This is a genomic window from Arthrobacter sp. ATA002 (genome assembly GCF_026898095.1).
Classification (GTDB): Bacteria; Actinomycetota; Actinomycetes; order Actinomycetales; family Micrococcaceae; genus Arthrobacter_B.
Genome location: NZ_CP114015.1, coordinates 593,045 through 614,449, shown reverse-complemented (window position 1 = coordinate 614,449; position 21,405 = coordinate 593,045). Strand labels below are relative to the sequence as shown.

General features: G+C 67.1%; 16 protein-coding genes, 1 tRNA gene, 4 pseudogenes and 1 riboswitch. Of the genes and pseudogenes, 9 read left to right on the top strand and 12 right to left on the bottom strand.

Going from position 1 to position 21,405, the window contains the following annotated elements:
* The first annotated feature begins 272 nt into the window (after nucleotides 1-272).
* Both OL239_RS03195 and pabB read left to right on the top strand, forming a co-directional pair.
* Nucleotides 273-1,076: a methyltransferase domain-containing protein gene (locus tag OL239_RS03195; protein WP_268910711.1), complete on the top strand. Its 804-nt coding sequence runs from the start codon at nucleotides 273-275 to the stop codon at nucleotides 1,074-1,076.
* Between the two features lie 97 nt (nucleotides 1,077-1,173).
* Nucleotides 1,174-3,261: an aminodeoxychorismate synthase component I gene (pabB, locus tag OL239_RS03190; RefSeq protein WP_268910710.1), complete on the top strand. Its 2,088-nt coding sequence runs from the start codon at nucleotides 1,174-1,176 to the stop codon at nucleotides 3,259-3,261.
* A gap of 52 nt (nucleotides 3,262-3,313) precedes the next feature.
* Here pabB and cls read toward each other — a convergent pair whose 3' ends face one another.
* On the bottom strand, nucleotides 3,314-4,789 hold the full coding sequence (gene cls / locus OL239_RS03185) for a cardiolipin synthase (protein ID WP_268910709.1): 1,476 nt from the start codon (nucleotides 4,787-4,789) through the stop codon (nucleotides 3,314-3,316).
* A gap of 68 nt (nucleotides 4,790-4,857) precedes the next feature.
* Here cls and OL239_RS03180 point away from each other — a divergent pair, with 68 nt between their 5' ends.
* Entirely contained in the window at nucleotides 4,858-5,742 is an 885-nt protein-coding gene (locus tag OL239_RS03180; RefSeq protein WP_268910708.1) for an aminodeoxychorismate lyase, read from the top strand.
* A gap of 81 nt (nucleotides 5,743-5,823) precedes the next feature.
* Here OL239_RS03180 and OL239_RS03175 read toward each other — a convergent pair whose 3' ends face one another.
* From OL239_RS03175 to OL239_RS03165, 3 genes and pseudogenes are all read right to left on the bottom strand, one after another.
* On the bottom strand, nucleotides 5,824-6,615 hold the full coding sequence (locus OL239_RS03175) for an energy-coupling factor transporter transmembrane component T family protein (RefSeq protein ID WP_268911647.1): 792 nt from the start codon (nucleotides 6,613-6,615) through the stop codon (nucleotides 5,824-5,826).
* 65 nt (nucleotides 6,616-6,680) lie between these two features.
* A pseudogene (locus tag OL239_RS03170) lies at nucleotides 6,681-8,194 on the bottom strand (ABC transporter ATP-binding protein).
* Nucleotides 8,184-8,819: an ECF transporter S component gene (locus OL239_RS03165; protein WP_268910707.1), complete on the bottom strand. Its 636-nt coding sequence runs from the start codon at nucleotides 8,817-8,819 to the stop codon at nucleotides 8,184-8,186. The pseudogene OL239_RS03170 and the gene OL239_RS03165 overlap by 11 nt, the downstream one beginning before the upstream one ends.
* Nucleotides 8,820-8,876: 57 nt before the next feature.
* Nucleotides 8,877-9,015: riboswitch (TPP riboswitch) on the bottom strand.
* An 88-nt stretch (nucleotides 9,016-9,103) separates the two neighbouring features.
* Here OL239_RS03165 and OL239_RS03160 point away from each other — a divergent pair.
* Nucleotides 9,104-9,367, top strand: coding sequence for a DUF4235 domain-containing protein (locus OL239_RS03160; RefSeq protein ID WP_268910706.1), 264 nt, complete (start codon nucleotides 9,104-9,106; stop codon nucleotides 9,365-9,367).
* Here OL239_RS03160 and mnhG read toward each other — a convergent pair whose 3' ends face one another.
* The 6 genes and pseudogenes from mnhG to OL239_RS03130 form a co-directional block, all read right to left on the bottom strand.
* Nucleotides 9,368-9,961 (bottom strand): monovalent cation/H(+) antiporter subunit G, encoded by a 594-nt coding sequence (gene mnhG / locus OL239_RS19990; protein WP_442864205.1) that lies wholly within the window; start codon nucleotides 9,959-9,961, stop codon nucleotides 9,368-9,370.
* Between the two features lie 3 nt (nucleotides 9,962-9,964).
* Nucleotides 9,965-10,222, bottom strand: coding sequence for a monovalent cation/H+ antiporter complex subunit F (locus tag OL239_RS03150; protein ID WP_442864276.1), 258 nt, complete (start codon nucleotides 10,220-10,222; stop codon nucleotides 9,965-9,967).
* Complete coding sequence (locus tag OL239_RS03145; protein ID WP_442864275.1) at nucleotides 10,222-10,833, bottom strand: Na+/H+ antiporter subunit E; 612 nt, start codon at nucleotides 10,831-10,833, stop codon at nucleotides 10,222-10,224. Before OL239_RS03145 ends, OL239_RS03150 begins: the two co-directional genes overlap by 1 nt.
* Before the next feature lie 14 nt (nucleotides 10,834-10,847).
* Entirely contained in the window at nucleotides 10,848-12,458 is a 1,611-nt protein-coding gene (locus tag OL239_RS03140) for a Na+/H+ antiporter subunit D (protein WP_268910703.1), read from the bottom strand.
* Nucleotides 12,455-12,943 carry a Na(+)/H(+) antiporter subunit C gene (locus tag OL239_RS03135; protein ID WP_268910702.1) on the bottom strand — a complete coding sequence of 163 codons (489 nt, stop codon included), beginning with the start codon at nucleotides 12,941-12,943 and terminating at the stop codon, nucleotides 12,455-12,457. Before OL239_RS03135 ends, OL239_RS03140 begins: the two co-directional genes overlap by 4 nt.
* Nucleotides 12,940-15,947 (bottom strand): annotated as a pseudogene (locus OL239_RS03130) (Na+/H+ antiporter subunit A). Before OL239_RS03130 ends, OL239_RS03135 begins: the two are co-directional and overlap by 4 nt.
* Before the next feature lie 182 nt (nucleotides 15,948-16,129).
* Between OL239_RS03130 and OL239_RS03125 the strand changes: the two are divergent.
* Nucleotides 16,130-17,499: pseudogene (locus OL239_RS03125) on the top strand (MFS transporter).
* 7 nt (nucleotides 17,500-17,506) lie between these two features.
* Here OL239_RS03125 and dcd read toward each other — a convergent pair.
* On the bottom strand, nucleotides 17,507-18,082 hold the full coding sequence (dcd, locus tag OL239_RS03120; RefSeq protein ID WP_268910701.1) for a dCTP deaminase: 576 nt from the start codon (nucleotides 18,080-18,082) through the stop codon (nucleotides 17,507-17,509).
* A gap of 66 nt (nucleotides 18,083-18,148) precedes the next feature.
* Nucleotides 18,149-19,003 (bottom strand): tryptophan 2,3-dioxygenase, encoded by an 855-nt coding sequence (locus OL239_RS03115; protein WP_268910700.1) that lies wholly within the window; start codon nucleotides 19,001-19,003, stop codon nucleotides 18,149-18,151.
* Between the two features lie 230 nt (nucleotides 19,004-19,233).
* Between OL239_RS03115 and OL239_RS03110 the strand changes: the two genes are divergently transcribed.
* The 4 genes and pseudogenes from OL239_RS03110 to OL239_RS03095 all read left to right on the top strand — a co-directional run bounded on the left by OL239_RS03110 (nucleotide 19,234) and on the right by OL239_RS03095 (nucleotide 21,370).
* The gene (locus OL239_RS03110) at nucleotides 19,234-19,746 is read left to right on the top strand and encodes an SseB family protein (RefSeq protein ID WP_268910699.1); all 513 of its coding nucleotides are present in this window, start codon (nucleotides 19,234-19,236) and stop codon (nucleotides 19,744-19,746) included.
* Between the two features lie 428 nt (nucleotides 19,747-20,174).
* Nucleotides 20,175-20,810: pseudogene (locus OL239_RS19985) on the top strand (M4 family metallopeptidase); the annotation flags it as partial.
* Nucleotides 20,811-20,937: 127 nt separating this feature from the next.
* Nucleotides 20,938-21,249, top strand: a complete 312-nt coding sequence (locus OL239_RS19980; protein WP_268910698.1) for a protealysin inhibitor emfourin — start codon at nucleotides 20,938-20,940, stop codon at nucleotides 21,247-21,249.
* A gap of 50 nt (nucleotides 21,250-21,299) precedes the next feature.
* A tRNA-Gly gene (locus OL239_RS03095) sits at nucleotides 21,300-21,370 on the top strand.
* The last annotated feature ends 35 nt before the right edge of the window (nucleotides 21,371-21,405 follow it).

Sequence of the window (21,405 nt, the reverse complement as noted above, 5' to 3'; positions counted from 1 at the left end):
TTCTCCGTCCCGCCGCACGTCTTGAGCCTTCTGCACTCAACTCTACTCACGACGCGTTCTTTGTCAACAAACTTGAGTCGCCCAGACTCAAGTTAGGGCTGTCGGGCGTGTTCGTGAGCCTGGGGCTTTCCGCCCGCGGTTCCATGGCTGTCCTCTCCAAGAGTGGCCTTCGGCCCGCGGCCAGGGGACCATCGTTCCGAACCGGTCCGGACCGGGCGACACACGCCGCAAACTCCGGACGGTCCGGCCGGTGCCCCGCGTATCCTCCTCGTATGGCTCCCGAACAGTATTCGCACGGCCACCATTCCAGCGTGGTGGGCGTTCATGCCGCCCGCACCGCCGCCGATTCGGCCGCCTACCTGCTGCCTTTCCTGGAACCGGGCATGGCGGTGCTGGATGTGGGCTGCGGACCCGGCAGCATCACGGCTGACCTCGCCAACCTGGTGGAGCCGGGACCGGTCACCGGATTGGATCCTTCCGAGGATGTCGTGGCCGCCGCCCGGAAGCTCGCCGCCTCGCGCGGATTGACAAACATCGGCTTCACGGCGGGCAACGTCTACGACCTGGATTATCCGGACGGAACGTTCGACGTGGTCCACGCGCACCAGGTCCTCCAGCATCTGGCCGACCCGGTGGCGGCGCTGCGCGAGATGCGGCGGGTCACCCGGCCCGGCGGCATCGTGGCGGTGCGCGATGCGGATTTCGCCGGAATGAGCTGGTATCCCGAGCTTCCGGAGCTAACCGAGTGGATGGACACATACCAGCGGATTGCCCGGGGCAACGGAGCGGAGCCCGACGCCGGACGGCGGCTCCTGGCCTGGACCCTGGAGGCGGGCTTCACGGAGTTCGAGCCCTCCTCCTCGAACTGGCTCTACGCCACCGCGGAGCGCCGGGAATGGTTTGGCGGGGGTTGGGCGGACCGGGTTCTGCATTCCGCCTTTGCCGGGCAGGCCCTGGACCGCGGACTCAACGACTCCGCCGGGCTTCAACGGATGGCGGCCGGCTGGCAGCGCTGGGCAGAGGCCGCTGACGGCTGGTTCCTGCTGCCTTCGGGGGAAGTGATTGCCTGGGCGTAAGCCCGGCCGCCTAAGCACCGGCCGGCAGGGGGCCCGGCGGACAGGAGACTCGGTAGGCTGGGGGCATGCACCGAGACGTCACCGGCACCGCCCGCTAATGCCCCCTCCCTCCCCCACGGCCGCCGGCACCGCCGCGCTGCCGGTGATGATCGCCGTCGACGGTTTCTCCGGTGCGGGCAAGACCACCCTTGCCATTGAACTGGCAGCCGCCCTGCGCGCCCACCACCGGGTGTCCCTCTTTCATCTGGAGGACATTTATCCCGGCTGGGACGGCCTGGCTGAGGGCATCGCCTATTACTGTGAAAAGGTCGCAGCGCCGCTTGCCGCAGGGCGTCCCGCCGTGTGGCGGGCGTGGGACTGGGAAGCAGGGAGTTACGGGCCGCCGCGCAGTACCGCACCGGCGGAGATCATCATCCTCGAAGGCGTCGGCGCCACCGCCGCCGGAGCGGGGCACCTGCTGGACGCCGCTGTCTGGGTATCCGCTCCGGCCGGGCTGCGCCGGGAACAGGCCCTGGAACGCGACGGCGACACGTACGCGCCGCACTGGGAGCGGTGGGCGGCTCAGGAGCGCCGCTGGGCCGCCGCGGATCCCGCCGCTGCCCGTGCGGACATTACCGTGGACCGGCAGCACCGCCACGGTACACCGGCGGAAGCTGCCGGTTACGTCCTGCGCGCCCTGGCCGGCCTGCAGCTGCCCCGGCTTCAGCTGTCCCGGCCCGAAGCCGGGGCAGCCGGCGCCGTGAGGGTGGACCGGCTGGAGATGCCGCCGGAGCCGGCGGAACTGTTCGCCGCCCTGTACGCGGATTCGCCCCGCGCGGTGTGGCTGGACAGTTCCAGCGCGGCTTCCCCGGCGCCCGCGGCTGCCTCCGGCTCGGCCCACATCACCGCGCGCAGCCGGTACAGCATCATGGCCGACGACGGCGGCCCGCACGGCAGGTACGCCGAACACCGCGGCGGCGTAACCACCATAGTGTCCGGGCCGGTCAGCGTGTCCCGGCCCGGACCCTTTTTCCAGTGGCTGGACACGGTGTGGGGCGAGCCACGGGCCGCCGTTCCCCGGGACTACCCCTGTGGGTTCGCCCTGGGCTGGGTGGGTTTCCTGGGTTACGAGCTCAAGCGTGAGACCGGCGGCGCCGACCTTCCGGCCCCGGACGGCGCCCCGGACGCCGCCCTGCTCTTTACCGGCCGGGCCGTGGTGCTGGACCACGAACTGGACTGTCTGTACGCGCTGACGCTGGACGACGACGGCGGCGCCTGGGCCGGCCGGGTTCGGCGGGCCGTGCACGCTGCCGTAAGCGCAGGCCCCGGACTTCCCCGCCGGCCGGCTCCGCCCGCCCCGCAGTTCAGCGTCCGGGACAGCCGGACCTCCTATCAGGCGAAGGTTCGGTCCGCCCAGCAGGAGATCACGGACGGCAACTCCTACGAGGTCTGCCTGACCACGTCCCTCAGTGCCCGCCTCCCGAATCCCCCCGACGGCGCACAGCTGCTGGAGCTGTACCGGGAGCTGAGAAAGCGCAGCCCGGCACCGTTTGCCTCCCTGCTGCGGTTCGGCAGCTTCACCCTCGCCGGAACGTCACCGGAGCGTTTCCTGTCCATCGCCGCCGACGGGCGGCTGCGCGCCGAACCCATTGAAGGCACCCGTCCGCGCGGCGCCACTGCTGAGGAAGACCGGCGGCTGGAGGAGGACCTGGTGTCCTCGCTGAAGGACCGCGCCGAAAACGTCATGATCGTGGATCTGCTGCGCAATGACCTGTCCCGTTCCGCGGTTCCCGGATCCGTTGCGGTCCCCCGGCTGTTCGCAGTGGAAAGCTACGCCACGGTCCACCAGCTGGTCAGCACCGTGGACGCCCGGCTGCTTCCCGAGGCCTCCCGGGCCGAAGCGGTGGCCGCCGCTTTCCCGCCCGGATCCATGACCGGCGCTCCCAAGATCAGCACCATGGCCATCCTCGACCGGCTCGAAGGCGCTCCGCGCGGGCCCTATTCCGGCGTCGCGGGCTGGTTTTCCCTCAGCGGCGCGGCGGATCTTTCCGTGGTGATCCGCACGCTGGGTGTCCAGGGCAGCTCCCTGACACTGGGGGTGGGAGGAGCCGTCACCGCCGACTCGGACCCTGCGGCGGAATGGGAGGAAGTCCGGGCCAAGGCCTTCGGAGTGCTCAGTGCCCTGGGCTCCCGGTTTCCGGACTGATCCGCGGCCCCGGACTCCCCCGGTCCGTCTCCGGCCCGGCACGGGCCCGGGATTACTGCAGCGTGGCGGTCAGCCGGCATACGTTGTCCACGTACCGCTGCCACAGCGGACGGCCAACCCAGTCGGAGAGCAGCAGCTCCCGCGACATGGAACGGTAGGTGTCCTCGATCCGCCGGGTTTTCGCGACAATGTCGCCGTCGAACATCATGACGGACACCTCCAGGTTCAGCGAAAAGGACCGCATGTCCATGTTCGAGGACCCCAGGACGGCCACTTCGTTGTCAATGGTGAAGTGCTTGGCGTGAAGGACCAGCGGTTTCGGATACAGATAGATGCGGATACCGGCCCGCAGCAGCGCCTCGTAGTAGGAGCGCTGCGCGTGGTCCACCAGAAACTGGTCACCCTTCTCGGACACGAACAGTTCCACCTGCACCCCGCGCTGCGCCGCCGTCGTAATCGCGTACAGCAGTGAGTCGTCGGGAACGAAGTACGGGCTGGTGATGGAAATCCGGTCCGACGCCGAATAGATCAGCGAGGTGAAGAGGCGGAGGTTGTTTTCAGTGGAGAATCCGGGCCCGCTGGGCACCACCTGGCAGGTGACGCCGCCGGGGTGGGTGTTCCACTCGTAGAGGCTGAGCTCCCGTTCGAGGTTCTCGTCCGTTTCCGCGTTCCAGTCCGTCGCGAACACCACGTTGATTTCATCGACGACCGGCCCTTCCAGCCGGGCCATCAGCTCCACCCACCGGCGGCCCATCCGGTGGTTGCGGGGTTTGCGGTACGACGGTTCCACCAGGTTCTGTGACCCGGTGTAGGCCACCTGGCCGTCCACGACCAGGATCTTGCGGTGGTTGCGCAGGTCGGGGCGCCGCCACTGGCCGCGGGCCGGAAGGACGGGCAGCATCCGCCGCCACTGGATGTCGGTGCTGCGCAGTTCCTTGAGCAGCGACCGGTACCCCTTCACCCGCAGGGTGCCGATGTGGTCGAAGAGCAGCCGCACCCGCACGCCGCGGGCCGCCGCTTCCTTCAAAGCAGCGAAAAAGTCCCGGGTGACGTCGTCGTAGCTCATGATGTAGAACTCGACGTGCACGTACTTTTGCGCGCCCCGGACCACCTCGGTCATTTCCCCGATTGACTCGTCGTAGTCCCGCTGCAGTTCCACTTTGTTGCCGTCCAGGCTGGGGAAGGAACCCAGCCGGCGGTTCAGTTCCGTCGCCAGGACCACCCATTCCGGCCCGGAATAGCGGCTGCCCTCGGCTTCGAGTTCCCGCGTGTTTTCACGCACCGCCCGGTTGACTTCCGCCTGGCGCTTGACCCGGTGTTCGGACAGCCGGAAATTACCAAAGAGCAGGAACAGGATGATTCCCGGCACCGGAAGGAAGAAAATGCACAGCAGCCAGGCCATGGCCGTGGTGGGGCGCCGGTTGCCCGGAACCACGCCCAGCGCAATAATACGGATGGCGTAATCGAGGATCGTCAGGGCGCCGGCAACCCAAACGGGCAGCGCTGAACCGGTTAATGCCACCCACACACGACGCTCCCATCAGCAGATCCTAGCCCCCAGCCTAGTCTGCCGCTGCGGCAAACTAGGCTGGGACTATGACTGTTCTGGTATTTCTGGATCCCGCTTTCCCCGAAGGCCGCCCTGCGGACGCTTCCGTGCCGCAGCTGATGGCCACCGATCTGGGTGCGACCCGCGGCGACGGCATCTTCGAATCGATGCTGGCGGTGGACGGCAGGGCCCGCAAGATGGCTGCCCATCTGGACCGGCTGGCGTCGTCGGCCCGCGCCCTGGACCTTGAACCGCCGGCCCGCTCCGCCTGGGAACGTGCGGTGGCAACGGCGCTCACGGAACTGGAGGTGCAGGAAGGACCCGGCGAAGCCGTAGTGAAACTGCTGCTGACCCGCGGGGTGGACGGGGAAGACTCCCCCACGGCGTGGGTTGCCGCCTCGGCAGTGCCCGCCGGCACGCGTGAACGCACCGCGGCCGGCGTGTCAGTGCTGCTGCTGGACCGGGGCTATGACAGCACCCTGGCGGAGCGCGCACCATGGCTGCTGCTGGGAGCCAAGACCCTGTCCTACGCCGTGAACATGGCGGCCCTGCGCTACGCGAAGGCCAACGGCGCCGACGACGTCATTTTCACCTCCGCGGACGGAAAGGTCCTGGAAGGCCCGACATCGAGCGTCATCCTGGCGGTGGAGGAAGACGGCGTCAAAATGCTGCTCACCCCCGAACTGGAAAGCGGAATCCTGCCCGGGACCACCCAGCGGGCCCTGTTCGACGCCGCGGAAGCGGCCGGCTGGGCCCGCGGCTACGGCCCGCTGGAACCGGCGCACCTCATGGAGGCCGACGCCGTGTGGCTGGTTTCCAGCATCCGGCTGCTGGCCCCGGTCACGTCCATCGACGGTACGCCGATCCGTTCCTCGCCGGAGCTGACCGCGGAACTCACCGGCTTGCTGCTCGGTGCGCTCACGGAGGACTAAGGCAGGCCGCGGGCAGGGCCGGCGGACCCGGCCCGTGCACCCGGCCCGTGCACCCGGCCCGCGGACAGGCCTGCTGACGGGTTAGGTCAGGATGAAGTTGAAGGTTCCGGCCAGCACGGCGGCGGTCAGAGCGGCCCCGGCGAGGACCACCCCGTACAGGGTGACCCAGAAATCCAGGCTGGTAAACACCGAGGTCCGCGCCCAGGTCCGGTCCCCGCTGCCGAAGCCCCGCGCCTCCATGGCCGCCGCGAGCCGGGTGGCGCGTCTCACCGCCTGGACCAGCAGCGCCACCGACTGGCCCAGGAACGACCGCGCCCGGGCCAGGGGCCCGGCATCTGCACCTATCCCGCGTGCGTGCCGGGCCATGCCCAGGCTCTGCCACTCCTCCACCAGCAGCCCGACCAGGCGCATGGCAGCCAGCGCTCCCAGCACAAAACGGTGCGGCAGGCGCAGTTTCTGCGCCAGGGCGTCCGCGAGGTCCGTCGGGTCGGTGGAGACCAGCAGGTAAATCCCGGGCAGCGCGATCGCGAGGCCGCGGAGTCCAATGGCGATTCCGGCGGCCACCGAATCGGAAGTGAACAGCAGCGGACCGGCGTCCAGCAGCACCTCTCCGGTTTTTTCGGCCAGCAGCGCCGTTCCCCAGGCGCCGATCAAGGCAGCACCGATCAGCGGCCAAATACGTTTCAGCAGGGTCAGCGGCGGAATCCGCAGCAGCGGCAGCAGCAGAAGTTCCCCGGCCAGGACCAGCGACGAGCTGACCCAGTCCACGCTTACCAGCACGGCCAGCGTCAGCGCCGCTGCGGCGGCCAGCTTGGACAGTGGGTTGGCCCGCTCCAGCAGCGTCCCGGCCTGCCGCCGGGAGGGATTGCGCAGGTCGGTGGGCCCGTCCTGCCGCGGCTGGGAGCCCGGTTCCCGCGGGTTGAGGTCCGCCGCCGGTTTCACAGCAGTGCCGCCTTCCGGGCCGTGCCGTGCTCCACGCGCAGGAGGTTTCCGCCCAGTGCCGCCAGGAACTCGGCGTCGTGGGTCACTGAAACCACCGCCGTGCCCTCCGCAACCAGCGTGCGGAGCAGCGAAACGAGTTCGGCCCAGGTGTTGGCGTCCTGGCCGAATGTGGGCTCGTCCAGGAGCAGGACGGCCGGATCGGTGGCGATCATGGTAGCCACCGACAGGCGGCGCTTCTCCCCGCCCGAGAGGGTAAACGGATTGGCCCCCAGCAGCGCGGTGAGCCGCAGCCGCTCGGCCAGGGAATGAACCAGGTCCGTGACCTGTGCCTCGGTCATCCGGCGCGTGCGCCGGGGGCCAAAGCCAGTTCCTCCTGCACCGTTGCCGCCAGGAACTGATGCTCCGGTTCCTGGAAAACGGTCCCGATGCGGGTTACCAGCTCGGTCGACTTCCACCGTCCGGGGTCGGTTCCGGCGGAACCGGCCAGCGCGGGATTAGCCCGCAGGGTTCCGGCCACGGGCTTCAGCAGCCCGCCCAGGGTGAGCGCCAGCGTTGACTTGCCGGCTCCGTTGGGGCCGGTGATGCCCAGCGCAGTTCCGGCCTGAAGTGCCAGGTCCACGCCGGTCACCACGGCCGGGGAACGTTTGTTCCGGCCGGCGCCGAGTCCGCGGGCTTCCAGCAGCTGTCCGCCCGGCGCGCCGGCCGCGGGGCCGCTGACCGCGGGGCGGGCGCCGGGCAGCCATACGCCTGCGTCGGAAAGAAGTGTCCGGTGGGACTCGGCGGTGAGGACCTGCGCGGGCGGACCGTCGGCGAGGATTCCGCCGTCGGCGGCCAGCACCACCACCCGGTCCACAATGCCGGCCCAGACCGACACCCGGTGTTCGACCACAATGAGCGTGGCTCCCGTGCGTTCCAGGACGCGTTCGACGGCGGCACGCACCTCCAGTACGCCAGCCGGGTCCAGGTTGGCGGTGGGTTCGTCGAGCAGCAGCAGCCCCGGGCCCATCGCCAGCACCGAGGCCAGTGCCAGGCGCTGCTTCTGCCCGCCGGATAATGCGGCGGTGGAATGATGCAGCGGCACCCGCAGGCCGACGTCGTCCAGGCTGGTACGGACCCGCTCCCAAATTTCCTGCGGCGGCACCCGCAGGTTCTCGGCCCCGAAGGCTGCTTCGTCGCCCACCCGGGACAGCACCAGCTGGGATTCAGGGTCCTGCAGTACGAGACCGGCCCGGCCGCGGGCCTTCAGCGGGGCGACTCCGTCCAGCGTCAGGGTACCGTGCTCCTCGCCCGCGGCATCGGGGCCGGAGCCTTCGCCGAGAACTCCGGCCAGGGCGTGGAGCAGCGTGGATTTGCCGGCACCGGACGCGCCGAGCAGCAGCACCTTTTCGCCGGGCGCGATGTCCAGCGTCAGGGATGAGATGGCCGGAGTGCTCCGCCCGGCGTGCCGCCAGCTGTAATCCCGGGCGCGGACCGCCACCGGGGCTGCGGCCGGGATGGAACTACGGGACATTGGACCGTGCAGCGGAGTCCGCCTCCGCCGCCCGTCCCGACGCGAAGGAAGCAAGCACGCCGGTGCGGGCCAGGGCCCTGGCTATCAGCCACGACCCAAGACCGGCAAGTAAGGCCCCCGATACGGCAGCGAACAGCGTGTACAGGGCCTGCCATTGGAAGGCCCATTCCGGCTTGTACAGGATGCTCTCGCTCGCGCCCAGGAAAACGCCCGAGACAAGGCCGGCCAGCACCGCCACCGGCAGCGTGTACCGGACATAGAGGAAGGCCAGGAATACCAGCTCCGCGCCGAGGCCCTGAATGAATCCGGAGAGCAGCACGGACAAACCGAACTGGGTGCCGAGCACCCCGGACACGGCTGACGCAAGGACTTCACAGTAAATGGCGGCCCCGGGCTTGCGGATGATCAGTGCGCCCAGGACGCCGGCGATCAGCCAGCCTCCGGTGTACAGGCCGCCCAGCGGCGGAAAGGCCAGAATCAGGGCTTCAACACCCGCGTAGCCCAGTGACCAGGCCCAGAAAATGACGCCAACGGCCACGGCCAGCACTGAGGCGACCACAATGTCGACCACCCGCCACGGGCGCCGAAGGGATGCAAGCTGCTGCCCGAAAAGGTTCTGTTTCATAAAAATCCTCCTGAGGTACAGGAGGGGAGGGGCTGTTCACGGCGGATTGCCGTGATACCCCGTGAGATCTCGACTCCCTAGCGCCGGTACTAACCGGATCAGGTTCGAGGGTCTGCGGATGTCCGCACTCTCAGCGCCGTTGTTCGCTCCCCGGTCATCAAATGGCCGGGTGGGAGGCGCTCCCCTGTCGTATGTTTTGCGGTTCCCACTGTACACACGGAGCAGGCCGTTTGGGAGGATCGGCGGGTAGGGTTAGGGAAAAGGCCTTCAACCCTAGGAGCATCATGAACCTGATCCTCAAACTGCTCGCTACCGGCGCCAGCGTCGGTGCCGGCCTCCTGTCCGCGAAAATCCTCGATTTCGTGTGGACCCGGGTTACGGGCAACGAACCGCCGCGGGACAAGGACGGCGTCCTGGACGTTAGCCTGCGCACCGCAGTGATTTTCGCCGTCGTTTCCGGCGCTGTCAGCCAGGGCATCCGGGTGCTCACCAACCGGGGCACCCAGCGTGCCATCCAGCGCTACCAGAAGACGCCGGAAATCGTTTAGCTATTCCCCCCTCAGTTCGGGGCGTTCAGCTGCGGGGCCCGTGTCCCGGTGGCTGGGCGCCCCGCGTCGTTTCCGCTTCCGCTCCCTCGACCGCACCGGGGCGTGCCTCGGGGGCCTCGGCCGGCGTAACGGGGACCGCGTCGTCGTCGAGGCGCCCTGACGGCGCGGGTGCGCCGGAGCTCTCCCCGCCCTCGGATCCCCGCCGCCGACCACATCAGCGGTTCCGGCCCTGGCCTGCTGCAGCAGCTCCTGGGACCGCGTGACGACGTCGTCCAGCTCGTCGATGGTCAGCAGTTCCGGGCGCAGGTGCTTGGTCCGGTACCCGGCACGGCCGACCATATGGGCCGACACCGGGGCCGTGAGGAGCATGAAGAGCCAGCACACGGCCAGGATTGGCAGCAGCGCCCAGCTCTCAAACTGCACGGCCATGGCCAGCAGGAACAGCAGTAACCCCAGCACCTGGGGCTTGGACGCGGCATGCATCCGGCTCATGAGGTCGGGAAAACGCGTCAGGCCGATGGCCGCCGCCAGTGACATCAGCGCTCCGCCCAGCATCAGGATTCCAACAATCAGATCCTTCAATTCCTGGTTCACCGGTTATCTCCTGTCCGTAACGAAGCGGGCAACCGTTACTGAGCCGATGAAACCGATCAGCGAGACGGCCACAAGGAGCGCCAGAAAGTTGAGGTTCCGGTTCACGATCATGTCGGTGGCAAGGGCGGCGCCTACGATCGCCAGCAGAACGTCTGCTGCCAGCACCCGGTCCAGAATCGACGGTCCGCGGGCAATCCGGAAGATGGCACCGGCTGCCGCGGCCGACAGCATGATCGACACCAGGATCACAAAAATATTCATCATGACGAGGCTCCTCTGCTGGATGCGGCTGCCGGTCCGGGCCGGCCGCCGGTTTCCCCGCGGGTCAGTGCTTCCTCCGCTTTCAGGACTTCAAGGTCCTCCCGGGTGCCGATGCTGCGGATCAGCCACGATTCGGTGTCGCGCACGTCCTTGCGCACCTTGTCGGCGTGATCCGGGGTGGAAACGTTCAGGCAGTGCAGGTACAGCGTGGAGGTCGAGCGGTCCACCTCCACCACCAGTGAGCCGGGGATCAGCGACAGCGCGTGGCCGGTGGCGGTGACGAGGAGGTCCGAATGGCTGCGCAGTTTCACGCCCACCACGGCATTCTTGATGTGCGGGCCCTTGGAGACGGACAGCCACAGCACTTCGAAGCTGGCCAGGACCAGCTTGTAAAAGAACCGGAGCAGGAAGCCCAGCGAATAGAGCGGATTGAACCGGCCGCTGAGCTCCACCGGGGGCAGATAGAAAATATTGACCACGATAAAGGCAATAACCGCGCCGAAGATCAGGTTGCCCGCACTGAAATCCTGCCAGAAGGCGCCCCAGAGGAAGACCAGCCAGATCAGCAGCGGAATTTCCTTGAGCAGCGGCACGCGCGGCTTCTTGCGCATTTGCGCCATGCGCGTCATTGGCCTGCCCCCTCTCCCAGAACGGCTTCGATGTAGGGGGTGCGGTCGAGCATGTCCCGTGCCGCGTTGTCACTGAGCGAGAACAGGGGTCCGGCCAGCACGCTGAGCGAAACGCCCAGGGCCACCAGGCCCACGGTGGGGTACACCATGGTTCGGGGCAGCAGGTCATTGGCGTTGCGGCCCGCAAACCTGCTCGAGGAAGTCTCCACGACTTCGCCGGAGTTTCTCAGCGAGGATCCACCCGCGCCCGTTGCCAGCAGGATGGGATCCGGGTGCACCGCATCTTCCGGGGTGCGCCAGAACGCACGGTTCCAGACCCGCGCCATCACCAGCAGGGTCAGCAGGCTGGTCAGCACGCTGGCGGCGACCAGGAGGTAGGCCAGCGGAGTGCCGAGATCCACGCCGGCCTCCAGCAGCCCCAGCTTGCCGAGGAAACCGGAGAAGGGCGGAATCCCGCCAAGGTTGATGGCCGGAATGAAATACAGCATGGCCAGCAGCGGGGACAGCTTTGCCAGCCCGCCCAAACGGTCCATGTTGGCAGTTCCGCCGCGGCGCTCGATCAGGCCCGTGACCAGGAAGAGTGAGGTCTGGACCGTAATGTGGTGGGCCACGTAGAACACGGCGGATCCGATGCCAACCACCGATCCGACGGCCAGCCCAAACACCATGTAGCCGATGTGGCTGACCAGGGTGAAGGACAGCATTCGCTTAACATCGGTCTGCGCCAGCGCACCGAGGATCCCCACCACCATGGTCAGCCCGGCCACCACCATTAGCAGGGAATTGATCCGGTCTCCGGGGAAGAGCAGCGTCTCGGTCCGGACCATGGCATAGACGCCGACCTTGGTCAGCAGCCCGGCAAACACGGCCGTCACCGGCGCCGGCGCCGTCGGGTAGGAGTCGGGCAGCCAGAAGGACAGCGGAAAGACGGCGGCCTTGATGCCGAACGCCACCAGCAGCATCAGGTGCAGCATCAGCTGCGTCCCGGGATCCAGATCGCCGAGCTTCACGGCCAGATCCGCCATGTTCACCGTGCCGGTGGCCGCATAAATCATGGCAATCGTGATGAGGAACAGCAGTGAGGACACCACGCTAACCACCACATAGGTGACGCCGGCGCGGATGCGGGGCGTGGTTCCGCCCAGGGTCATCAGCACGTAGCTGGCCGTGAGCAGGATTTCGAAGCCCACGTACAGGTTGAAAAGGTCGCCGGCAAGAAAGGCGTTGGACACGCCGGCCACCAGGATCAGGTAGGTCGGGTGGAAGATCGAGATGGGACCGTCCTCGTCACCGTCCGTCATGCCCTGTCCGGCGGCGTAGATGAGCACCGCCAGACTGACAGCGGAGGAGACGACCAGCATCAACGCGGAGAATTGGTCCACCACCATGGTGATGCCGACCGGGGGCAGCCAGCCGCCCACGTTCACCGCCTGGGCTCCGGTCTCCCAGACCGAGAACAGCAGGATCACTTCCAGGATCAGTGTCACCGACAGGATGCTGATGCTGATGACCCGCTGGGCACGCGTGTGCCGGATCAGGATGAAGGCCAGCGCGGCACCGATGAACGGCAGGACCACGGCCAGGGGGGCCAAACTGATGGTGTTCATTCCTTGGCCTCCGGGCGGGTGCTCTGACCGGTGGCGCGCAGGGAGCCCGGCGCCTCTTCAGCCTCTTCGGGCGGGGTGAACTCGGTGGTGTCTTCGGGGACGTCGGCGTCGTCCTCGGCATCGAAGCTGCTCTGGCTTGCCACGCGGCGGTCTTCGATGTCGTCCTGGACCTCGTCCTGGCGGCTCAGCACCCAGGACCGGTAAATGATGCCCAGCATAAACGCGGTCACGGAGAAGGAAATGACGATCGACGTCAGGATGAAGGCCTGCGGCAGAGGATCGTTGTAATCCTCCACCGCAATGCCGGCGTTGAACAGCGGAGCAAGGCCCTGGAAGCCGCCGGTCGAGAGCAGCAGGATATTGGTGGCGTTGGCAAGCATGGCCAGCCCCAGCACCACGCGGGTCAGGCTGCGTTCCAGGAGCAGGTAGATGCCGCAGGCGTACAGCGCCCCCATAATGACCATAAAGGTGATGTTTATGCTCATCGGGCCACCTCCTCCTCTTCTCGGCTCGCTACATCGGGTTCGGGCACCACAGTTTCCTCATCATCGGAGGAGACGCCTTCACTGCGTTCGTCGATTTCCGATCCCAGGCTGCGCAGGACATCCAGGACCAGTCCGACCACCACCAGGTACACGCCAATGTCGAAGATGGTGGAGGTGACAAACTTGATTTCGCCGAACACGGGCCAAGTGAATTTGATGATGGCGCTTTGCAGGACCTGCCCGCCGAAGGCCAGGGGAACGGCGGCTGACAATCCCGCCACGCCCAGTCCGCCGCCCAGCAGGAGACCGGCGCTGACCGGGCTTGCTTCGGCCAGTTCAAAACGGCCGCCGGCCAGGTAGCGGATGGTCAGCGCGAGTCCGGCCATGAGTCCGCCTGCGAAGCCGCCGCCGGGCATGTTGTGGCCGGCAAGAAGCAGGTAGATCGAGAACAGGATCACCGAATGGAACAACAGCCGGGTCACCACTTCAAAGATGATCGACCGCCGTTCGGGGGCGAGGGTGCGCCCGGCGACCAGCCAGGCGTCGCGGCTGACGCTGGAGAACTTGCGGGCCAGGGCCAGCGTGGCTTCCTGACGGCCGGACGATGCAAAGTGCTCGCGTCCGCGGTCGACGGAGCCGGTGGCGACACCTTCCGCGCGGCGGCGTTTGTCTCCGCGGCCCCGGATGAAAATCAGCGAGGCAACGCCGGTTGCAGCCATGGCCAGCACAGAGAGCTCCCCGAAGGTGTCCCACGCGCGGACGTCAACGAGGGTCACATTGACGATGTTCTCGCCGCCGCCCACCTCGTAGGCAAGGTTCGGGAACGCCAGTGAAATAGGCTCCGCCACACGCGATGCCATGGCAGTCATGGCGATCATGACCATGGTGGCGCCAAAGGCAATGCCCAGCAGCGCACGCAGCAGCCGGTGCCCGGCCGGTTCGCGCTGCCACAGCCTGGCGGGCAGGGAACGCAGGGCCAGGACAAAGGCAACCAGGACAATGGTTTCCACCAGCATCTGGGTCAGTGCCAGGTCCGGCGCACCCTGCAGGGCAAAGATCAGGGCGATTCCGTAACCGGTGACGCTGACCATCAGCACCGCCAGGAAACGCTTGTTCGCCCGGACTGCCGCAAGAGCACCCAGAATGATGCCCACGCCTATGACCGGCTGCAGCGGGGAATCGAACGCGTGGAACTCACTGGGCAGTGGCGCATCCCTCACGATGAGCGCGAACAGCGGCGTCACGACGGCCACCGACAGGATCACGAAGAGGTAGAACATCAGTGAACCGCGCTGGGTGCGCCCGGTGACCCAGACCGCGACGTCGTCGAGCACGCCGATGATCCCGCGGTAGGAGCGCTCGGCGTCCAGCGGGGCCGTAAACCGCGCCTGCACCGCTTCTACGCGGTTGCGCTGCAGGAACAGCAGCACCCCCGCCCCGATGGTAATGACCGTCAGCAGCAATGCAGTGGTAAAACCGTGCCACAGGGCAAGGTGCGTGGGGTCGCCGTCGGCCGGGTAAAGGTCTGCGTAGGAAGCGATGGCAGCGTCCAGCGGCTTCGGCCACAGGCCGAAGATCACCGTGACGGCGGCCAGGACGCCCGGGGCCGCGAGGAAACTCCACGGGACGCGCTTGAACGCGGTGGGCTGGCAGTTGGCTTTGGTGGCGAAGCCGCCCCAGACAAAGCGCGCGCTGTAGGCGAAGGTCAGGATGGACCCGATGACGACGCCGGCCAGCAGTACTGCCGCCCCTGCCGTCCCCTGCTTCTCGGCGTAGTGGACAAAGGTTTCGTACACCGATTCCTTGGCTACGAAACCCAGCAGCGGCGGAATCCCCGCCATGGACGCGGCACCGATGAGCGCCACGATAAACAGTTTCGGCGCGGAGCGGTGGATCCCGGACAACTTGCGGATGTCACGGGTGCCTGCCTGGTGGTCGACAATGCCCACGACCAGGAACAGGGTTGCCTTGAAGAATCCGTGCGCCAGCAGCAGACCCAGTCCGGCGACGGCTGCTTCCCGGTTCCCCAAACCGACTACCAGGGTCAGGAAGCCGAGCTGGCTGACGGTGCCGTAGGCAAGGATCAGTTTCAGGTCGTACTGGCGCAGTGCGCGCCAGCCGCCGAGCAGCATGGTGGCCAGGCCCAGCACCAGCACGACGCCGTGCCAGTAGGCCGATTCCGAGAAGCCGGGGGCAAGCCGGGCCACCAGGTAAATGCCTGCCTTGACCATGGCGGCGGCGTGCAGATAGGCGCTGACCGGCGTGGGGGCTGCCATGGCGGCGGGCAGCCAAAAATGGAAGGGCAGCAGCGCGGACTTCGACACCGCACCGACCAGCATCAGGGCGATCGCCACGTCAATGACGGCACCGCGTTCAAGCAGCTGCGGCGCCATGGCCAGGATCTCGGAGATGCGCAGGGTTCCGGCGGCGTCTCCGATCAGCACCATGCCCACGAGCATCGTGAGTCCGCCGAAGGTGGTGACGATCAGTGCCTGCAGCGCGGCGCGGCGGGCCGACAGCCGGTGGGCGGAATAACCGATCAGCAGGTAGGACAGGACAGTGGTGATTTCCCAGAAAATGAACAGCAGGATGAGGTCGTCGGCCGTCACCAGGCCAAACATCGCCGCAGCGAAGGCCAGCAGCTGGGAACCGAAGGCTCCCATCTGGGCATCGCCCGGACGGAAGTAGCGGGCGCAGTAGAAGAGGACCAGCGATCCGACACCGAGGATAAGGATGGAAAGGACCGCGGCCAGGGTATCCATCCGGAAGGCCAGCTCCACGCGGAGATCTGGAATCCAGGGGATGATCACGGACGGCGGGGCGTTGGGAGCGCCCGAGGCCAGCGTCTGGTCGGCACCTGTGTACCGGGGAACGTGACCAGCAGCCACACGAAGGCTGCTGCGGGGACGGCTGCCAGGACGTAGAACGCCGACCGGCCGATCCGGCGGAACATTAAGGGCGCCACCAATGCCACCGTAAACAAAACGGTGAGCACAACTAGCACTAGATCTCCCGAGCTTTTTTGACAGTCTTCCAGCCGCAAACACAGCTGTAGTTATCAAGGTGGTGGTCAGAGGGCGTATATCTATTCTACCCATGGCATACAGCTAAGCCGCACCGGGCGGGACATGCCGGTTCCCTCCCGGTGCCCGCCGGGCGGGCACCGGCACCGATAGCATCGGCCCTATGGTCTCCAACACAGATGCGCCAGGCCCCACGCACGCCGGCGGACAGGCGCGCACCCGCAAGCGGCAAATCGCCGCATGGGCGGCCTGGGACTGGGGCTCCGCAGCTTTCAACGCCGTGATGACCACGTTCGTCTTCACCGTGTACCTGACCTCCGAGAGCTTCGGCGGTGAGGCCCACGCGTCCTCGGTCCTGGGCTACGGCGTTGCCCTCGCCGGAGTAGCGGTGGCCGTGCTGGCGCCCGTCGTCGGGCAGCGCTCGGACGCCGGCGGCCGGCGGAAAACCTGGCTGGGGGTGAATACCGCGATGGTGTGCCTGGCCACCGCCCTGTGCTTCTTTGTCTTTCCCCGGCCGGAATTCCTGCTGCTGGGCGTGGGCCTGATCGCCCTTGGCAATGTCTTCAGCGAATTCGCCGGCGTGAACTACAACGCAATGCTGTCCCAAATTTCCACCCCCGGCACTGTCGGCAGGGTCAGCGGCTTCGGTTGGGGCATGGGGTACGTCGGTGGCATCGCCGCCCTGGCCGTGGTTCTGGTCGGCTTCATCAACCCCGACGTCGGGTGGTTCGGCGTTACGTCGGAAGACGGCCTGAACGTCCGGGCCGTCGCTGTCTTTGCCGCAGTCTGGCTGGCGGTGTTTTCCCTGCCGGTAATGTTCGCCGTGCCCGAGGTCCCCCGGCAGGAACGTGCCGCGAAGATTGGCTTCTTTGCCTCCTACGGGCTGCTTTTCCGACGCATCAAAGCCATGTTCAAGACCAGCCCGCACACCGTATGGTTCCTTCTGGCCAGCGCCGTCTTCCGTGACGGCTTGGCCGCCGTCTTCACGTTCGGCGGAGTGATTGCTGCCGGGACCTTCGGCTGGTCCCTTTCGCAGGTTATCGTGTTCGCGATCTTCGGCAACGTGGTGGCGGCCGTGGGCGCGGTGGCCGGCGGATTCCTGGATGACCGGGCCGGGCCGAAGAAGGTCATCATCTTCTCACTGATCGGGCTGCTGGTCGCCGGCGGCGTGATCGCCGTGTGCGGGCCCGAGGACCAGAGTTTCCTGGGCCTGCAGTGGAGCGGAGACACCACCTTCTGGGTCTTTGGCCTGCTGCTGTGCCTGTTCGTGGGGCCGGCGCAGTCGGCGTCCCGGGCGTTCCTGTCGCGGCTTGCGCCGGTGGGCGAAGAGGCGGAGCTGTTCGGCCTCTACGCCACCACCGGCCGCGCGGTGAGCTTCCTGGCGCCGGGACTGTTTGCCGCATTCATCAGCATTTTCGAGCCCAGCGGTACGGCATTCTGGGCATCCTGCTCGTACTCCTCCTGGGCCTGCTGGCGCTCCTGCCGGTCCGGTCACCGGACAAGGCCCCGCGCGCGGCCGTACCGGAGGTTTAGCGCCGCCTCACACCGCCGTGCGGTGGAAGTTCAGGTGGCTGCGGGACGCCGTCGGGCCGCGCTGCCCCTGGTAACGGTTCCCGTACCGGCCGGAGCCGTACGCGTATTCCGCGGGCGAACTGAGGCGGAAGAAGCACAGCTGGCCGATCTTGGAGCCGGGCCACAGCTTGATCGGCAGCGTCGCCATGTTGGACAGTTCCAGCGTGACGTGGCCGGAGAACCCGGGATCGATGAAGCCCGCGGTGGAATGCGTCAGCAGTCCGAGCCGGCCCAGCGAGGACTTGCCCTCAAGCCGGGCCGCAATGTCGTCAGGCAGGGTTACCGTCTCATAGGTGGAACCGAGCACAAATTCGCCCGGGTGCAGAATAAACGGCTCATCCGGTTCGACCTCCACCAGACGGGTCAAATCCGGCTGGTCCAGGGACGGGTCGATGTGCGCGTACTTGTGGTTGTCGAAGAGCCGGAAGAACCGGTCGATACGCACGTCCACACTGGACGGCTGGACCATGTCGGGCTCGTAGGGATCAAGGACGATCCGCTTGTCGGCAATTTCGGTTCGGATGTCGCGGTCAGAAATCAGCACCTTCTAAAAATAGCGCATCACCCCGGCCCGCCCGGTCCCGCACCGCACCGGGTTCAGCCCGCACCGTTAGCGGCCAATTTCCGTCCGGACCGCGTAAAGCTCGGGGAAGAAGGTCAGCTCCAGGGCGCGCTGGAGGAAGGAAGCGCCGGAGGATCCACCCGTTCCCCGCTTGAATCCGATGGTGCGCTCCACGGTCTTCAGGTGCCGGAAGCGCCACAGCTGGAAGTTGTCCTCCAGATCCACCAGTTCCTCGCAGGCCTCGTAGATGTCCCAGTGCGCGGAAGCATTCTCGTAAACGTGTTGATAAACACGCGTCAGCGCCTCGTTGGCCACGTGTGCCTGGGTGATGTCGCGGTCCAGCAGCTCCGGGGGCACGGCATATCCGCGCCGGTGCAGGAAACGGATGAACTCGTCGTAGATGCTGGTCTGTCCAAGCAGCCCGGTGAGCAGCTCGGCGGCGGCCGGATCCGCAGCGAAGACGTTGATCATAGCGGCGTTCTTGTTCCCCAGCAGGAATTCGACGGCCCGGTACTGGTAGGACTGGAAGCCGCTGGAGGCCCCCAGATCACCGCGGAACTCCGAGTACTCCGACGGGGTCAGCGTGGCCAGGACGGACCACTGCTCCGTCAGCGAGCGCTGAATGTGCTTAATCCGGGCGATCCCCTTCATGGCGCCGCGCAGGTCGTCTCCAGCCAGCTTGGACCGCACGGCCCGCAGCTCGTGCAGGACCAGCTTCAGCCACAGCTCGGAGGTCTGGTGCTGAATGATGAACAGCATTTCATCATGGTGTTCCGGCGAGCTGACCGGGCGCTGGGCGGCCAGCAGCTGATCCAGCGCCAGATAGGAGCCGTAACTCATTTTGTCCGTGAAGTCCCGTTCAATGCCGGCTTCCAGGCTGCGGGTGTTCCTGCTGACGCTCATCGGTGCTCCGTGTTCTGTGGCGGTTCAGACAGGTCCTACGGTAGCTCTCCCTCCCCCTTCCCGGCGCCCCCTCCCCCGGCCCCGGCGTGCGCGGCGGCCCCTTCAGGGCGCCTCCCGGGAGGGTCCCGCGGCCCTCCGCCGCTTGAAACACCCCCTGCCGCTGTGCCAGACTTGCCGCTGGGCTTAACGCAAAACAGAACTTCCACCGAATACTTCCGAGGAGAGACCCCATGGAGAACACCGAGAGCACGGACAGCACCGGCAGCGTAGAGGAAACCCCTGTTCCGGGCCAGACGCCGTACCGGGATCCGGAGGGCGCGGCCGCACTGGAAGAAGCGATTGCCGCCGGCAAAGAGGGGCGCATCAGCAGCCAGGAACTGGTGGCGCGCATCTGCGAATCAGAGCTGCTCAGCGTGGGCCGGCTGCAGGATGAGCAGGATCCTTCCTCCTTCCAGGCCCTCGTCCTGAAAGCACCGGAAGGGGATGCCGCGGTAGCCGCCACCTTCACCACCGCTGACCGCGTGCCCGCGCAGATCCGCGAGCAGGCTCCGGTCATGGTCAAGGCCGGCGGGGAGGCGACGCTGCGCAGCATTGCGCAGGGCTACGGGCTGGCCATCAATCCGGGCAGCGACATGGGCCTTGAGCTGGCCCCCGAGGGCGTGGCGGCGATTGTGGCAGCGTACGACCAGGCAGCGGCCAACCAGGCGGCGGGTACCGCTCCCGAAGACCCGCAGGTGCCCTAACCGGACGCGGCGCAGGGGCCGGCGCCCACCATTGCGCCGGCCCGCTCCTGCACTGTCGGCGGGGACCTCTGGGCTACTGTCGGCGGGGACCTCTAGGCTAAGGCGCAGGTGCAGGTCCCTGCTCCTGCCGAACCCGGTTTTCGGAGGCCCGCCATGATCTGTTCCATTGTTCCCCCTATCTGCTGGCCCGCATTGCCGAGCAGCAGGACAGCAGTTTTCACCGCGCCGCGGAGGCAGCACGGCGGGCGTTGGCCGAACTGCCTCCGCTGGAGCAGGCCCGCTCACAGGCGCGGCAGTCTCCGGCGCCCGCACCGGGAACCGCCTTTGTCCCGTCCCTGCGGCGGGAAGTCTGCGACGCCGGTGGTACGGAAACCCTGCCGGGCGCTCTGGCCCGGGCGGAAGGCGATGAGCCTTCCCGGGACGAGGCGGTGGATGAAGCCTACGAAGGGCTCGGCGCCACCCATGCGCTCTTCCGGGAAATTTACGGCCGGGCGTCGGTCGACGGTGCCGGCGGTTTGCTGGCGGCCACCGTCCATTACGGACGCGAGTACGACAACGCCTTCTGGAACGGCGAACGCATGGTTTGCGGAGACGGCGACGGCGAAGTTTTCCAGCGGTTCACGAAGTCGCTGACGGTAATCGCCCATGAACTCACCCACGGTGTCGTCCAGTACACCTCCCGCTTTGAATACCGGGAGCAGGCCGGCGCACTGAACGAATCGGTATCCGACGTCTTCGGCGTCCTGACGGAGCAAAAACTCCTCCGCCAGGAAGCGGCGGAGGCAACGTGGCTGGTGGGCGCCGGCCTGTTCACCGAGCAGGTCTCAGGCACAGCCATCCGCTCCCTCAAGGCTCCCGGAACAGCCTACGACGACGACGTCCTGGGCCGGGATCCGCAGCCGGCAACGATGGCCGGTTACGTTTCCACCGCAGCGGACAACGGGGGTGTCCACATCAACTCCGGGATCCCCAACCACGCCTTCTACCTGGCCGCCACCACGCTGGGGAACTTTGCCTGGGAGCACGCCGGCCAAATCTGGTACGACACCATTACCGAACAGGACCTGCCCGCGGACTGCACCTTTGCCCTGTTCGCGGCGGGAACACTGGCTGCTGCCGGAAACGCTACGGCACCGACGGCGAGGAGTACGCCGCCGTCGCCGGTGCCTGGGAAGCGGTGGGCGTGCAGCCATGAAGATCGTGGTGGTCCGTTCGGGCGGGTTCGCCGGCCTGACCCGGGTTTGGAGCGCCCAGGTCAGCGCCGAGGAAGCGGAACAGGAATGGCTCCCCCTGCTGCAGGATCCACCGCCGGAACCTCAGGGAGGCCCCGACCGGTTTGTCTACGAATTCCGGGTGGGGGAAACCGCAGTGACGCTGCCCGAGCAGTGCGTGCAGGGCCGCTGGCTGGATCTGGTCGAACGCGCCCGGCAGGCCGGTGCCGGCAATCCGGAGCAGGCCGGTGAAGACGGTCCGGGCAAGGGCCGTCAGGGTGAATTCGAGTGAGGCCGGGCTTACATGTAAAGTGGTTTCCTGTGCCGGGATACTCCGGCTCTGCGGGCGTAGCTCAATGGTAGAGCGCTAGCTTCCCAAGCTTGATACGCGGGTTCGATTCCCGTCGCCCGCTCAGAACGAAAACCCCCGGAAACCTCTTGGTTTCCG

What these genes read in the sequence shown, in the direction of transcription:
- OL239_RS03135 (WP_268910702.1), bottom strand. Translation starts at nt 12,943, where the DNA reads ATGAGCATAAACATCACCTTTATGGTCATTATGGGGGCGCTGTACGCC.
- OL239_RS19980 (WP_268910698.1), top strand. Translation starts at nt 20,938, where the DNA reads ATGAAGATCGTGGTGGTCCGTTCGGGCGGGTTCGCCGGCCTGACCCGG.
- OL239_RS03150 (WP_442864276.1), bottom strand. Translation starts at nt 10,222, where the DNA reads ATGAATATTTTTGTGATCCTGGTGTCGATCATGCTGTCGGCCGCGGCA.
- pabB (WP_268910710.1), top strand. Translation starts at nt 1,174, where the DNA reads ATGCCCCCTCCCTCCCCCACGGCCGCCGGCACCGCCGCGCTGCCGGTG.
- OL239_RS03160 (WP_268910706.1), top strand. Translation starts at nt 9,104, where the DNA reads ATGAACCTGATCCTCAAACTGCTCGCTACCGGCGCCAGCGTCGGTGCC.
- OL239_RS03165 (WP_268910707.1), bottom strand. Translation starts at nt 8,819, where the DNA reads ATGAAACAGAACCTTTTCGGGCAGCAGCTTGCATCCCTTCGGCGCCCG.
- OL239_RS03140 (WP_268910703.1), bottom strand. Translation starts at nt 12,458, where the DNA reads ATGAACACCATCAGTTTGGCCCCCCTGGCCGTGGTCCTGCCGTTCATC.
- OL239_RS03145 (WP_442864275.1), bottom strand. Translation starts at nt 10,833, where the DNA reads ATGCGCAAGAAGCCGCGCGTGCCGCTGCTCAAGGAAATTCCGCTGCTG.
- OL239_RS03115 (WP_268910700.1), bottom strand. Translation starts at nt 19,003, where the DNA reads ATGAGCGTCAGCAGGAACACCCGCAGCCTGGAAGCCGGCATTGAACGG.
- OL239_RS03180 (WP_268910708.1), top strand. Translation starts at nt 4,858, where the DNA reads ATGACTGTTCTGGTATTTCTGGATCCCGCTTTCCCCGAAGGCCGCCCT.
- OL239_RS03110 (WP_268910699.1), top strand. Translation starts at nt 19,234, where the DNA reads ATGGAGAACACCGAGAGCACGGACAGCACCGGCAGCGTAGAGGAAACC.
- OL239_RS03195 (WP_268910711.1), top strand. Translation starts at nt 273, where the DNA reads ATGGCTCCCGAACAGTATTCGCACGGCCACCATTCCAGCGTGGTGGGC.